This is a genomic window from Pseudomonas sp. MPC6 (genome assembly GCF_006094435.1).
Taxonomy (GTDB): domain Bacteria; phylum Pseudomonadota; class Gammaproteobacteria; order Pseudomonadales; family Pseudomonadaceae; genus Aquipseudomonas.
Genome location: NZ_CP034783.1, coordinates 1,530,304 through 1,544,178, shown reverse-complemented (window position 1 = coordinate 1,544,178; position 13,875 = coordinate 1,530,304). Strand labels below are relative to the sequence as shown.

10 protein-coding genes and 1 pseudogene are annotated in these 13,875 nt (G+C 61.4%); 3 read left to right on the top strand and 8 right to left on the bottom strand.

Annotated features, from left to right (window positions below):
* The first annotated feature begins 93 nt into the window (after positions 1-93).
* A complete protein-coding gene (locus tag ELQ88_RS09185; protein WP_128869324.1) occupies positions 94-282 on the top strand; it encodes a hypothetical protein in 189 nt (62 codons plus the stop codon).
* A gap of 157 nt (positions 283-439) precedes the next feature.
* Here ELQ88_RS09185 and ELQ88_RS09180 read toward each other — a convergent pair whose 3' ends face one another.
* The 8 genes and pseudogenes from ELQ88_RS09180 to ELQ88_RS09145 form a co-directional block, all read right to left on the bottom strand.
* On the bottom strand, positions 440-982 hold the full coding sequence (locus ELQ88_RS09180) for a DUF2058 domain-containing protein (protein WP_128869325.1): 543 nt from the start codon (positions 980-982) through the stop codon (positions 440-442).
* 28 nt (positions 983-1,010) lie between these two features.
* Positions 1,011-1,844, bottom strand: a complete 834-nt coding sequence (mazG, locus tag ELQ88_RS09175; protein WP_128869326.1) for a nucleoside triphosphate pyrophosphohydrolase — start codon at positions 1,842-1,844, stop codon at positions 1,011-1,013.
* Between the two features lie 119 nt (positions 1,845-1,963).
* A complete protein-coding gene (relA, locus tag ELQ88_RS09170; protein ID WP_128869480.1) occupies positions 1,964-4,207 on the bottom strand; it encodes a GTP diphosphokinase in 2,244 nt (747 codons plus the stop codon).
* A 123-nt stretch (positions 4,208-4,330) separates the two neighbouring features.
* Complete coding sequence (rlmD, locus tag ELQ88_RS09165; RefSeq protein ID WP_138964690.1) at positions 4,331-5,683, bottom strand: 23S rRNA (uracil(1939)-C(5))-methyltransferase RlmD; 1,353 nt, start codon at positions 5,681-5,683, stop codon at positions 4,331-4,333.
* The gene (gene cysM, locus ELQ88_RS09160) at positions 5,683-6,585 is read right to left on the bottom strand and encodes a cysteine synthase CysM (RefSeq protein WP_138964688.1); all 903 of its coding nucleotides are present in this window, start codon (positions 6,583-6,585) and stop codon (positions 5,683-5,685) included. The genes rlmD and cysM overlap by 1 nt, the downstream gene beginning before the upstream one ends.
* A gap of 129 nt (positions 6,586-6,714) precedes the next feature.
* Positions 6,715-7,404, bottom strand: a pseudogene (locus tag ELQ88_RS09155) (PDDEXK nuclease domain-containing protein); the annotation flags it as partial.
* Between the two features lie 140 nt (positions 7,405-7,544).
* Complete coding sequence (locus tag ELQ88_RS09150) at positions 7,545-8,969, bottom strand: sensor histidine kinase (RefSeq protein WP_138964686.1); 1,425 nt, start codon at positions 8,967-8,969, stop codon at positions 7,545-7,547.
* Positions 8,956-9,678, bottom strand: a complete 723-nt coding sequence (locus tag ELQ88_RS09145) for a response regulator transcription factor (RefSeq protein ID WP_128869482.1) — start codon at positions 9,676-9,678, stop codon at positions 8,956-8,958. The genes ELQ88_RS09150 and ELQ88_RS09145 overlap by 14 nt, the downstream gene beginning before the upstream one ends.
* Positions 9,679-9,892: 214 nt before the next feature.
* On the opposite strand from ELQ88_RS09145, the gene ELQ88_RS09140 reads away from it, so the two are divergent.
* Both ELQ88_RS09140 and ELQ88_RS09135 read left to right on the top strand, forming a co-directional pair.
* The gene (locus ELQ88_RS09140; protein ID WP_138964684.1) at positions 9,893-12,646 is read left to right on the top strand and encodes a response regulator; all 2,754 of its coding nucleotides are present in this window, start codon (positions 9,893-9,895) and stop codon (positions 12,644-12,646) included.
* A 186-nt stretch (positions 12,647-12,832) separates the two neighbouring features.
* Positions 12,833-13,825 (top strand): 2-hydroxyacid dehydrogenase, encoded by a 993-nt coding sequence (locus ELQ88_RS09135; protein ID WP_138964683.1) that lies wholly within the window; start codon positions 12,833-12,835, stop codon positions 13,823-13,825.
* Positions 13,826-13,875: the final 50 nt, after the last annotated feature.

The following is a 13,875-nucleotide window of genomic DNA, read 5'->3' as shown; positions in this document are numbered from 1 at the left end:
GCCGGACTTAGTCGTTTACTTAGCAAGCTACCAAAATATATAACAAAGGCCTGCACACGCCTTGCTGCAGATAACAGAGATTGGAGCTAGCAGATGACTGTAAAAGTAACTGAACGCGACGATTCACATAAATCCCATGAAGGCGTAGCCGCCGGTATCCGGATCTGGGATGTACATCAACAAGACATGCTGGTGGGGATGTTTCATTCCGAGACTGACGCCCATAATTACAAGGCAGAACTCGAAATACTGGAGCAGCAACGCGAACGGCTATCCGCATAAGCATTTGTAGGAGCGAGCTTGCTCGCGAAGGTCTCAAGAGCGCCGCGTTTAATCAGTAAACACGCGTTATCGTTATCGTCCATCGCGAGCAAGCTTGCTCCTACAGAACGGCATTACCGCATCAGCGGAGTTTGTCGTTGTTACAGCCTTTGACGCCTTACCACATCAGATCGTCCGGGATCTGGAAGGCCGCGTACGGATCGTCCTCGGCGGCCGCTTCTGCGGTCTGCACATTCAACTGCACGATACGTTGCGGATCGCGCTCCTGAATCTTCAGGGCCGCCTCGCGCGGGATCACTTCGTAGCCGCCGGCATGGTGCACGATCGCCAGCGAACCGTTGCTGAGCTTGTTGCGCATCAGCGTATTGACGGAGAGACGCTTGACCTTCTTGTCGTCAACGAAGTTGTAGTAATCCTCGGTGGTCAGCTTCGGCAGACGCGAGACTTCGATCAATTGTTTGACCTGGGCGGCGCGGGCTTTGGCCTCGGCCTTCTCCTGTTGCTGACGGTTCAGCTCCTGGTCGCGCTTGACCTTCTCGGCCATGGCTTCCTGAGCTGCCCGCTGCTGCGAGTCATCCAGTTCGATCTGGCCTTTGTGGACCAGGCGTTGCTGCTTCTGTTTTTCTTTGCCGACCTGCTTGGCCTGCTTCTGATTGACCAGCCCTGCTTTGAGCAACTGGTCGCGAAGGGAAATGCTCATGGTGCTTATTTCTCACTTAGGCAACTGCTCAACCGCAGCTGGGCATATTCTTTTCCTGACGTTTGGCTTCGCCCCACAAGGCGTCCAACTCTTCGAGGGTGCAATCTTCCATGGGACGGTGGGTGTCGCGCAATGCCTGTTCGATAAATCGGAAGCGTCTTTCGAATTTGCTGTTGGCACCTCGCAAGGCAGTTTCCGGGTCGACCTTGAGATGACGCGCCAGATTGACCACGGAAAACAGTAGATCACCGACCTCATCGGCAATCGCTGCCGAGTCATTGTCGGCCATGGCTTCCAGCACTTCATCGAGCTCTTCGCGCACTTTGTCGAGCACCGGCAAAGCGTCCGGCCAGTCGAAACCGACCTGCCCTGCGCGTTTCTGCAACTTCGCCGAACGGGACAATGCCGGCAGTGCCGCGGGCACGTCGTCGAGCAAGGACAGCTGTTCGGGCGCCGAAGATTTCTCCGCCCGCTCTTCAGCCTTGATCTCTTCCCAGCGCTGCTTGACCTGTTCTTCACTCAGTCGCGGAACATCCAGCGGCGCGTACAGATCGCCGGTGGGGAACACATGAGGATGGCGGCGGATCAACTTGCGGGTGATGCTGTCGACCACCCCCGCGAATTCGAAGCGCCCTTCTTCCCGGGCCAGTTGGCTGTAGTAGACCACCTGGAACAACAGATCCCCCAATTCACCCTGCAAGTGATCGAAATCACCGCGCTCGATGGCGTCGGCGACTTCGTAGGCTTCCTCAAGGGTGTGCGGGACGATGGTGGCGTAGGTTTGTTTGATGTCCCACGGGCAGCCGAACTGCGGGTCGCGCAGGCGGTTCATCAGGTGCAGCAAATCTTCAAGTGTGTACATCCCTTATTCCCGTCAAACACCCCCTGTAGGAGCCGGCTTGCCGGCGAAGGCGGCCTCAAGCCATGCGCTGGCCGGATGGACGCCTTCGCCGGCAAGCCGGCCCCTACAGGGAGGGATGGTCATGGCGTGCGGTTACGCCGGGTTTCGATGATGTTCGGCAACTGGGAAATCCGTCCCAGCAACCGCCCCAGCGCATCCAGCCCCGGAATCTCGATGGTCAGGGACATCAACGCGGTGTTGTCCTCCTTGTTCGAGCGGGTATTGACCGCCAGCACGTTGATCCGCTCGTTGAGCAGCACTTGCGAAACGTCACGCAGCAAGCCGGACCGGTCGTAGGCCCGGATGATGATGTCCACCGGGTAGGTGAGCACCGGCACCGGCCCCCAGCTGACCTGGATGATCCGCTCAGGCTCGCGCCCGCCCAATTGCAAGACCGAGGCGCAGTCCTGACGGTGAATACTCACACCGCGGCCCACGGTGATGTAACCGACGATCGCATCCCCCGGCAGCGGCTGGCAGCAGCCGGCCATTTGCGTCATCAGGTTGCCGACGCCCTGGATCTGGATATCGCCGCGCTTGCCCGGTTTGTAGCCGGTGGCCTTGCGCGGGATGAGTTCAAGCTGTTCGTTGCCGCGTTCCGGCTCCACCAGCTGCTGTGCCAGGTTGACCAGTTGCGCCAGGCGCAAGTCGCCCGCACCCAGCGCGGCGTACATGTCCTCGGCCGTCTTCATGTTGGCCTTCTCGGCCAGCTTGTCGAAGTCCACCGCGGGCAGGCCCAGGCGACTGAGCTCACGCTCGAGCAAGGTTTTACCGGCGGCGACGTTCTGATCCCGCGCCTGCAGCTTGAACCAGTGAACGATCTTCGCCCGTGCCCGCGAGGTGGTGATGTAACCCAGGTTCGGGTTCAGCCAGTCGCGACTCGGCGTGCCGTGCTTGCTGGTGATGATTTCGACCTGTTCACCGGTTTGCAGGCTGTAGTTGAGCGGTACGATCCGTCCGTTGATCTTCGCGCCGCGACAGTTGTGACCGATCTCGGTGTGCACCCGGTAGGCGAAGTCCAGTGGCGTCGCGCCTTTCGGCAAATCGATGGCGTGACCGTCCGGGGTGAAGATGTAGACCCGGTCCGGTTCGATATCGACCCGTAGCTGGTCGGCCAGACCGCCAATATCGCCCAGCTCTTCATGCCACTCGAGGACCTGACGCAGCCAGGAGATTTTCTCTTCGTAGTGGTTGGAGCCGGATTTGACGTCGGTGCCCTTGTAGCGCCAGTGCGCGCAGACGCCCAGCTCCGCCTCTTCGTGCATCGCGTGGGTGCGGATCTGCACTTCCAGCACCTTGCCCTCGGGCCCGATCACCGCGGTGTGCAGCGAGCGGTAGCCATTCTCCTTGGGGTTGGCGATGTAGTCGTCGAATTCCTTCGGGATGTGCCGCCACAATGTGTGGACGATGCCGAGTGCGGTGTAGCAGTCGCGCATTTCCGGCACCAGCACACGCACGGCGCGCACGTCATAGATCTGGCTGAACTCCAGACCCTTGCGCTGCATTTTGCGCCAGATCGAATAGATGTGCTTGGCCCGGCCGCTGATATCGGCATCGACACCGGTGGCCTGCAATTCGACTTTCAACTGGTTCATCACATCGGCGATGAACCGCTCGCGATCCAGGCGCCGCTCGTGGAGCAGCTTGGCGATCTGCTTGTACTGGTCGGGCTCGAGGTAACGGAAGGACAAGTCCTCCAGCTCCCACTTGATGTGACCGATACCGAGACGGTGAGCCAGGGGCGCGTAGATGTCGAAGACTTCACGAGCCACGCGGTTGCGCTTCTCGTCGTCGGCGGTTTTCACCGCACGGATCGCGCAGGTGCGTTCGGCCAGCTTGATCAGCGCGACGCGTACGTCGTCGACCATGGCCACCAGCATCTTGCGCAGGTTTTCCACCTGGCCCTGGGTGCCCAGCACCAGGGATTGACGGGGGCTGAGGCTGGCGCTGATCGCCGCCATGCGCAATACACCGTCGATGAGTTTGGCGACCACCGGACCGAAGCGCTGGCTCACCGCCGGCAGTTCGATCTGGCCTTCGCGCACGCCGCGGTACAAGACCGCGGCAACCAACGAATCCTGATCGAGTTTGAGGTCGGCGAGGATCTCGGCGATCTCAAGACCGGTGCGGAAACTCGAGGTCCCTTCGGACCAGAGGTTTTTCGCCGCATTGGCTTGTTGTTCAGAGGTGCGAGCGAACTCGCACGCTTCCTTCAAGGCTTCGCGATCCAGTGCCAGATCGACACTGACCGCGTGATCGAGCCAAGCCTCGAGATTGATACTGCCGTCGGTGTTGATCGGCTGGTGTGCTCTCACCTGTACCATCTTGCTTACCTTCCCTACGACGCAGATTCAATGCGTCAAAATCGCTGACCTTCGTTGCCCATGAGCCCACGTCGGGCTGGTGCGCGGCTGCACGGGCGGGCCAGTCGGACCAGACGAGCCTTCCTAGCTCGCTTCAAATAACGCCATGGCCTCGACATGTGCCGTTTGAGGAAACATATCGAGAATCCCGGCACGTTTTAACCGGTAGCCCTGCTTGATCAATTCGACCGTGTCACGCGCCAGAGTTGCAGGGTTGCATGACACATACACCAACCGTTCGGCGCCCAACGACTTGAGCTTGCGCACGACCTCGAAAGCGCCGTCACGGGGTGGGTCCAAGAGTACCGCACAAAAGCCTTCGCGCGCCCATTCGGCATCGGTCAAAGGCTGGGATAAATCGGCCTGAAAAAATTTCGTATTATGCAGATTGTTGCTAGCGGCGTTGGCGGCGGCCCGCTCGACCATCGCCTGCACACCTTCCACCGCCACCACTTCGCGAACGGCCCTGGCCAGCGGCAAGGCGAAATTGCCCAGACCGCAGAACAGATCGAGCACCCGCTCATCGGCCTTGGGCTGCAGCCAATCCAGCGCCTGGGCGACCATCGCTTCGTTGACCCCGGCGTTGACCTGAATGAAATCTCCGGGCCGGTACGCCAAGTTTAAATCCCAGGTTTCCAAACGATAGCCCAGGGACTGGTCGGGTTCGACCGGATGAGGTTCGCCATCACCGTGCAACCACAATTGAGCGGCATGGAAGGCGCAGAAATCCTTGAGGATCGTCATGTCGGCGTCGGACAACGGCGCCATGTGTCGCAGCAACACGGCCAGTGACGAACCGCTGAACAATTCGACGTGCCCCAACGCCTGAGGCTTGCTCAAGCGCCGGAGCATTTCCGGCAAGCGGGTCATGATTGGCTGCAAGGGCTGTACCAGCACCGGACATTCGTTGATCGCAACGATGTCCTGGCTGCCCGCCGCGCGAAAACCGACCTCGAGTTTTTTCGCCTTCATGTCCCAACGCACCGCCACCCGGGCGCGACGGCGGTAGCCGAATTCCGGACCGCTCAACGGCGCCGCCCACTCTTGGGGTTCGACACCGGCGACCTTCGATAACTGTTCGGCGAGCATGCGTTGCTTCAGGGCGAGTTGTTCGTCATGCGACAGATGTTGCACGCTGCAACCGCCACAGCGACCGGCATGCGGACACGGTGCCGGGCGACGCAATTCGCTGGCCTGGAACACGCGTTCGGTGCGCGCTTCGACCACTTTGCCGTGGGCGCCGAGAACGCGCGCCTCGATGTCTTCACCGGCCAATGCGCCGATGACGAACCAGGTGCGACCTTCAAAAAACGCGATACCGCGACCGTCATTGGCCAGGCGCTCGATGGTCAGGCGCTGCTTTTTGCCGGTCGGGATTTGCACGGCCTTGCTGCCGCCGGTGGGTTGGAAGCGCAGGCCTCTCTCTTGCTTGGCCATCAGTTGGGCGCGTCGAAAATGCCGGTCGACAGGTAACGGTCGCCACGGTCACAGATGATCGCGACGATCACCGCGTTTTCAACTTCTTTGGACAGGCGCAGCATCGCCGCCACGGCACCGCCCGAGGACACGCCACAGAAGATGCCTTCTTCGCGGGCCAGGCGACGGGTTACGTCTTCGGCTTCGCTTTGTGCCATGTCGACGATCCGGTCCACGCGGTCGGCCTGGTAGATCTTCGGCAGGTATTCCTGCGGCCAACGACGGATACCCGGAATCGCCGAACCTTCCATCGGTTGCAGACCGATGATCTGCACGTTGTCGTTCTGCTCTTTCAAGTAGCGCGAAACACCCATGATGGTGCCGGTGGTGCCCATCGAACTGACGAAATGGGTGATGCTGCCGTCGGTCTGACGCCAGATTTCCGGGCCGGTGGTGGTGTAGTGCGCCTCGGGGTTGTCCCCGTTGGCGAACTGATCCAGCACCTTGCCGCAGCCTTCGGCTTCCATGCGCTGTGCGAGGTCGCGCGCGCCTTCCATGCCTTCTTCCTGCGTGACCAGAATCAGCTCGGCGCCATAGGCGGTCATGGCGGCCTTGCGCTCGGCGCTGGAGTTGTCCGGCATGATCAGGATCATCTTGTAACCCTTGATCGCGGCGGCCATCGCCAGGGCGATCCCGGTGTTGCCCGAGGTCGCCTCGATCAGCGTATCGCCGACGTGGATCTGCCCGCGCAATTCGGCGCGGGTGATCATCGACAGCGCCGGACGGTCCTTGACCGAACCCGCCGGGTTGTTCCCTTCGAGCTTGAGCAAAAGGGTGTTGCTGGTGGCGCCGGGCAGGCGCTGCAAACGGACCAGCGGAGTGTTGCCGACGCAATCGGCGATGGTTGGGTACTGCAAGGTCATGGCGTAATTCGCAATCCAGACTGCGGGGGCGCCTATCATACCGGCAAACGTTCGCAGGCCATATCACGCAAAGTACGGTGCTTATGGCTTATGGGAATAAGCCGCTTATTCAGTACCCTCCCCCTGTGCGATATCGAGGGCGAAATCACGCCCACCGACTTGGAGCGGGTATTGGGAGCCGACAAAGCAGAAGTCTCGGCCCAGTTCGACTAGGAACTCTTGGAGACGCGCCAGCAATCCCAGATGAAGATCAGTTTCGGCGTGGCCGCCGGGCAGACCGAGAAACTCGATCATGTAGGCATCGCGGAATACTTCCAGCGCCTCAGGATGAGTTTGTCTCAGCACTGCAGAGACTTTTGCCGGTTGGGTAATGCTGCGCTCGAACAGAGCGGCTTTGAGCTGACGCTCCAATTCGCGCGTCGACCACTTTTCCTGGACAGCCAGACGCAGATAAAACTCACGTTCTTGTGGATGTTTGCTCTGGGTCAAAATGAGCAGGTTGTGGGTCCAGGGTAATTGTGTCAGCAGCGCTGACACTTTTTCATCGCCCCGATAAGCCTCGTAAAATTGGCGCATACGGAACAGATTTCGCCGGGTAAAACCACGCAACCCTGGTTGCGTCAGAGCCAGATGCTCAGCCAACTGGCTGACCACCGCATCACCCCACTCAGCCCGTTCCAGCTTGCGACTGACGTAAGCACCGACCTGCCAGTACAGTTCGATCAACCTGGTGTTGACCGCCTGAACGGCCTGCTGCCTGGCACTGTGAATCAGCGCAAGCACTTCACTGAAGCGGTCGTCGACTGTGCCGGGTGGCATTCGCACTCATGAAAAACCAAAGCGAATACCAGCCGAATTTAAGGTTGCAGGGTTCCCCTGCAACATAGAATCTCCCACAGGGATTAAAGTCGCTCATACAATGTGTGACTACATCCCATCCCACAGGGGATCCGAGGTGATCACACAAGGTATGGCCGACATCCATCCACTGTGGGAGCGGGCTTGCTCGCGAAGGCGTCCTCACTGACACCACCGACATCAGCCAATAACCGCATATTCAGCCGCAACCCCACACTGGTATTCTCCGCCCAAAGCCTCCCGCCCTGGCGCTGCACCGCATTCCTGGCAATGCTCAACCCCAAGCCGAATCCACCGTTCCCCGGCCGCGAACCATCGAGTCGAATGAACGGCGAGAAGATCCGCTCCAGGTCTGCCTCAGCGACCCCGCCGCCCTCATCCTCCAGCCACAAATGCCAGAAATCGCCATCACGCCGTCCGTCCAGACGCACGACGCCGCCTTCGGGTGAATGACGAATGGCATTGCGCAGGATATTTTCCAGCGCCTGAGCCAAGGTATTGAGATTGCCGCGCACCCAGCAGGATGAATCCACCGCACACTGCAACTGGCCTGCAGGCCAGCCACTTTCATAGCAAGCATTTTCGGTGAGCATTTCCCACAGCGCCTGGATCTGGATCGCTTCGTCGGGCAAAGGCGCGCGCTCGGTGTCGAGCCACGCCAATTGCAGGGCGTCCTCCACCAGCCGCTGCATCCCGTCGACTTCCCGGCCAATGCGCTCACGCAATTGCGTCAGCCCCTGCTCGCTCTCGCTGGCCACCCGCAGTCGGCTCAGCGGCGTGCGCAGCTCGTGGGACAGATCACGCAGCAATTGCTGTTGCAGGGCCACTGTGCCTTGCAGGCGTTCGGACATGTGATCGAAGGCTCGGCCCAGCTCACCCAGCTCATCGGAACGGTTGGTGGTACGGCGCGACAACCGCACGCCCAACTGGTCGGCGCGCCAGGCATTGGCTTGCTCGCGCAGACTGTTCAATGGCACGACCAGCAACCGATACAGCACGATACACAGCACCAAGGTGAACAGGCCAGGGATGACGCCGTTGGTGATCACCCGCCAGAACACCCGATAACGCCCGGGCACAAAGCGCTGCGGCAACTCGATCACCAGGCTGCCGACGGACGAATCGCCGGGAAACGGCACCCGCAGCCACGGCCGGCCTTTTTTATGGATGGGCCAGTCCAGGCCGCGCAGAAAGGTCAGGCGCTGGATGTCCTTGTCCGATAGCGGCAGGCTGCTCAACGACTGCAAATCACTGCCAATGACGCCCACCCAGCCCGATTCGCGTTGTTGCATGCCCTGCAACCATGCATCGACACCCGCGTGCTGCCCCTGCTGCCACGCCTGCTCGGCCTCGGCGGCATAGCGCGTCAAGGTTCCTCGGGCGTCATCCGACAGAAACTGGTTGCGCTTCTCCATGTAGCGGCCCCAGGACCAGCTCAACCAGATCATCAGCAAGCAGAACGCCACCAGCAAAAAGGCCAGTTTCCAGAACAGCGAATGGCGGCCCGGCAGATCAGGCCATTTCATCGCCGGCACTCAGAACATAACCCTTGCCCCACACCGTGCGCACTTCCCGCTCGGTGTAGCCGATAACCTTGAGCTTGCGGCGGATCTGGCTGATGTGCATGTCGAGGCTGCGGTCATGGGCGGCGTAACCGCGTTGCAGTACCTGCTGATAAAGGAAGGCCTTGCTCAGCACCTCATCGCCATTGCGGTTCAGTGTTTCCAGCAATCGATACTCGCTGCGGGTCAGGCCGGCAGCCTGGGCGCCGTAAAAGACCTCAAACAGCTCGTCATCGAACCGCAGGCCGTCCGCCAAGGGGACGACCGGTGCAGGCGCCGGCCGCCGGTCGAGCGCCACCCGCCGCAGGATCGCTTCGATGCGCACCCGCAACTCCGCCATGCTGAACGGCTTGGGCAAATAATCATCGGCGCCCAGGCGAAAGCCGCTGATGCGATCCGCCTCGGCCCCGAGCGCGGACATCAGCACCACCGGGGTCGAATGGCTCTGGCGCAATTGCGTCAGCACGTTCAACCCGTCCATGCCCGGCAGCAGAATGTCCATCAGCACCACATCGAAGGCTTGCTGGCGGGCAATGGCCAGGCCTTCCTGACCGTTCTGGCACCAGGTCACCTGAAACCCGCAGCGTCCCAGGTGCTCATGAACATAGGCACCGAGCACGAGGTCGTCTTCGATGGAAAGGATGCGCGGATGGCCAACAGAGATGGGAGTCATGAGTATCTGCAAATAATTCTCAGTTGACGATTATTCAAGATTGCCTCGCCAGGGGCAACCCAAGGTTTGCCCGTGAGGCAAAAGCAGGCCTGCGGCCGACGAATGACGGCATCAATTTTACCGGATGACCGGCGAGCAAAATCGCTACACTGCGCAGGTGGTGCGTGCCAGACGCACGTGCAGGCCATTGATTAGCGGGATGCAGGAGAGAGGCGTGCTCAAGAAACTGGGAATTAAAGGCCGCGTGCTGTTGCTGACCCTGTTGCCGACCAGCCTGATGGCGTTGGTACTGGGTGGCTACTTTACCTGGATGCAGCAGTCCGACCTGCAAGCCCAACTCATGCAGCGTGGCGAAATGATCGCCGAACAGCTGGCGCCCCTGGTGGCCCCGGCCCTGGGTCACCACAACAACGAACTGCTGGAGCGCATCGCCACCCAGTCACTGGAGCAGCCGGACGTTCGCGCGGTCACCTTCCTCGCGCCCGACCGCACGCTACTGGCCCATGCCGGCCCGCTCATGCTCAATCCTGCCCCCATGGGCGATGGCTCGCAGATGCTGCATCGCAGCGGCAACGATGCGACTCGCTACCTGTTGCCGGTATTTGGCAAGCACCGCAATCTGGCCGGCGACCTGATCCCCGATGAAGCCGACCGCCTGCTCGGCTGGGTGGAACTCGAGCTGTCCCACAACGGCATGCTGCTGCGCGGTTACCGCAGCCTGTTCGCCAGCCTGCTGCTGATCGGCGCGGGCCTGGGCGGTGCGGCGCTGCTGGCGTTACGCATGGGCCGCACCATCAACCGGCCGCTGAGCCAGATCAAGCAAGCCGTGACGCAACTCAAGGACGGGCATCTGGAAACCCGCCTGCCGCCCCTCGGCAGCCAGGAGCTGGATGAACTGGCGTCCGGCATCAACCGCATGGCCGGCACCCTGCAAAACGCCCAGGAAGAATTGCAGCACAGCATCGACCAGGCCACCGAAGACGTGCGCCAGAATCTGGAAACCATTGAAATCCAGAACATCGAGCTCGACCTGGCGCGCAAGGAAGCCCTGGAAGCCAGCCGGATCAAATCCGAATTCCTGGCCAACATGAGCCATGAAATCCGCACCCCGCTCAACGGCATACTCGGCTTCACCCATCTGCTGCAAAAAAGCGAGCTGACCCCGCGCCAGCTCGACTACCTGGGCACCATCGAAAAGTCCGCCGACAGCCTGCTGGGGATTATCAACGAGATCCTCGACTTTTCCAAGATCGAGGCCGGCAAGCTGGTGCTCGACCATATTCCGTTCAATCTGCGCGACTTGTTGCAGGACACCCTGACCATCCTCGCCCCGGCCGCCCACGCCAAACAGCTGGAGCTGGTGAGCCTGGTGTATCGCGACACGCCGCTGTCGCTGGTGGGTGATCCGCTGCGGCTCAAGCAGATCCTCACCAACCTGGTCAGCAACGCGATCAAATTCACTCGCGAAGGCACCATCGTCGCCCGGGCCATGCTCGAAGAAGAGCATGAGGACAGCGTGCAGCTGCGCATCAGCATCCAGGACACCGGCATCGGCCTGTCGAACCAGGACGTGCGCGCACTGTTCCAGGCGTTCAGCCAGGCCGACAACTCGCTGTCCCGACAGCCGGGCGGCACCGGTCTTGGCCTGGTGATTTCCAAGCGCTTGATCGAACAGATGGGCGGCGAGATCGGGGTCGACAGCACGCCGGGCGAAGGTTCGGAGTTCTGGATCAGCCTGAGCTTGCCGAAAACCCGCGACGACGCCGAAGACCTGCCGGGGCCGCCGCTGCTGGGACGCCGGGTGGCGGTGCTGGAAAACCACGAATTGGCCCGGCAGGCGTTACAGCATCAACTGGAGGACTGCGGGCTCGAAGTCACCCCGTACAATACCCTGGAAAGCCTGACCAACGGCGTGACCGGCGCGCATCAGACCGATCAGGCGATTGACCTGGCCGTACTGGGCATCACCAGCAACGACATGCCGCCGGAGCGCCTCAACCAGCACATCTGGGACCTCGAACACCTGGGCTGCAAGGTGTTGGTGCTGTGCCCGACCACCGAACAGACGCTGTTCCATCTCTCGGTTCCCAACCCCCACAGCCAGCTCCAGGCCAAACCGGCCTGCACCCGCAAACTGCGCCGGGCCCTGTCTGACCTGGTCAACCCGCGCCAGTTGCGTAGCGAGCCGGGCGAACCGGTGTCCAGCCGTGCGCCGAAGGTGCTGTGTGTCGATGACAACCCGGCCAACCTGTTACTGGTGCAGACCCTGCTCGAAGACATGGGCGCCAAGGTGCTTGCGGTGGAAAGCGGTTACGCCGCGGTCAAGGCGGTGCAGAGCGAGACCTTCGACCTGGTGCTGATGGACGTGCAAATGCCAGGCATGGACGGGCGCCAGAGCACCGAAGCGATACGTCAGTGGGAAAGCGAACGCCATTGCACGCCGCTGCCGATCGTGGCCCTCACCGCGCACGCCATGGCCAACGAAAAACGCGCCCTGCTGCAAAGCGGCATGGACGATTACCTGACCAAACCGATCAGTGAACGGCAACTGGCGCAGGTGGTATTGAAGTGGACCGGCCTGGCGCTGCGCCATCATGGGCCGGAGCGTTCCAGCGACAGCCATGGCGGCAACCATGAGTTGCAGGTGCTCGATCACGAAGAAGGTTTACGCCTGGCCGCCGGCAAGGCTGATCTGGCGGCGGACATGCTGGCGATGTTGCTGGCGTCTTTGGAAGCGGACCGCGAAGCCATTCGCTGCGCTCGGGAAACCAATGACCACAACGCCCTGATCGAGCGCGTTCATCGTCTGCACGGTGCGACCCGCTATTGCGGCGTGCCGCAACTGCGCGCCGCCTGCCAGCGCAGTGAAACCCTGCTCAAGCAACAGGACCCGAAAGCCCCCCGCGCGCTGGAAGAACTGGACCGGGCGATCAACCGCCTGGCCGCCCATGCCCGTATAAATGCTTGAACTGCCTGTGTAGGAGCTGGCTTGCCAGCGAAGGCGGCGTGTCAGGCAACATCGATGCTGGATGTGCTGGCCCCTTCGCTGGCAAGCCAGCTCCTACAGGAGGCGGCCTCAAGAACAACGCTGAATTTGAAGGTCCCTTCGCTGGCAAGCCAGCTCCTACAGGGGGCCGGGGACAAGGAGGACATCATGCGCACCATTCTTTTCAGCAGCCAGACCTACGACCGCGACAGCTTTCTCGCCGCCGCCCTGCCCGCCGGCATCGAGTTGCACTTTCAAGCGGCGCGCTTGAGCCTCGATACGGTGGCGCTGGCGGAGCGTCACGAGGTGGTCTGCGCCTTCATCAATGACGACCTCAGCGCCCCGGTGCTCGAACGCCTGGCCGCCGGCGGCACGCGTCTGATCGCCCTGCGTTCGGCCGGCTACAACCATGTCGACCTGGCCGAGGCCAAGCGGCTGGGACTGACGATCGTACGGGTCCCGGCCTACTCGCCCCATGCGGTAGCCGAACACGCGGTGGCGCTGATCCTGGCGCTCAACCGCCGCCTGCACCGCGCCTACAACCGTACCCGCGAAGGCGATTTCACCCTGCATGGCCTGACCGGCTTCGACCTGGTCGGCAAGACCGTCGGCGTGGTCGGCACCGGACAGATCGGCGCGACCTTCGCCAGAATCATGCACGGCTTCGGCTGCCGGTTGCTGGCGTACGACCCCTTTCCCAACCCTCAGGTCGAGGCCCTCGGCGCCCGCTACTTGAGCTTGCCGCAGTTGCTGGCCGAGTCGCAGATCGTCAGCCTGCATTGCCCGCTCAACGAGCAGAGCAAACATTTGATCAATGGCGAGTCACTGGCGCACATGCAACGGGGCGCGATGCTGATCAATACCGGTCGTGGCGGCCTGGTGGATACCCCTGCGCTGATCGATGCGTTGAAAGACGGCCAACTGGGTTATCTGGGGCTGGACGTGTATGAAGAGGAGGCGCAGCTGTTCTTCGAGGATCGCTCCGATCTGCCGCTGCAGGACGATGTACTGGCGCGCCTGCTGACCTTTCCCAACGTGATCATTACCGCACACCAGGCCTTCCTGACCCGCGAAGCCCTGGGCGCGATTGCCGCGACCACCCTGCAGAACATTGCGGCCTGGGCTGCCGGCAATATTCAGAATCAGGTTGATGCCGGCTGAACCAGATCGAAGGTCATTCGCCCGCGCAGTGCTGCGTTGATGTCCGTGCT

Excerpts from the sequence above, each read along its gene's own strand:
- rlmD (WP_138964690.1), bottom strand. The coding sequence starts at position 5,683 with ATGGCCAAGCAAGAGAGAGGCCTGCGCTTCCAACCCACCGGCGGCAGC.
- relA (WP_128869480.1), bottom strand. The coding sequence starts at position 4,207 with ATGGTACAGGTGAGAGCACACCAGCCGATCAACACCGACGGCAGTATC.
- cysM (WP_138964688.1), bottom strand. The coding sequence starts at position 6,585 with ATGACCTTGCAGTACCCAACCATCGCCGATTGCGTCGGCAACACTCCG.
- ELQ88_RS09135 (WP_138964683.1), top strand. The coding sequence starts at position 12,833 with ATGCGCACCATTCTTTTCAGCAGCCAGACCTACGACCGCGACAGCTTT.
- ELQ88_RS09185 (WP_128869324.1), top strand. The coding sequence starts at position 94 with ATGACTGTAAAAGTAACTGAACGCGACGATTCACATAAATCCCATGAA.
- ELQ88_RS09180 (WP_128869325.1), bottom strand. The coding sequence starts at position 982 with ATGAGCATTTCCCTTCGCGACCAGTTGCTCAAAGCAGGGCTGGTCAAT.
- mazG (WP_128869326.1), bottom strand. The coding sequence starts at position 1,844 with ATGTACACACTTGAAGATTTGCTGCACCTGATGAACCGCCTGCGCGAC.
- ELQ88_RS09145 (WP_128869482.1), bottom strand. The coding sequence starts at position 9,678 with ATGACTCCCATCTCTGTTGGCCATCCGCGCATCCTTTCCATCGAAGAC.
- ELQ88_RS09150 (WP_138964686.1), bottom strand. The coding sequence starts at position 8,969 with ATGAAATGGCCTGATCTGCCGGGCCGCCATTCGCTGTTCTGGAAACTG.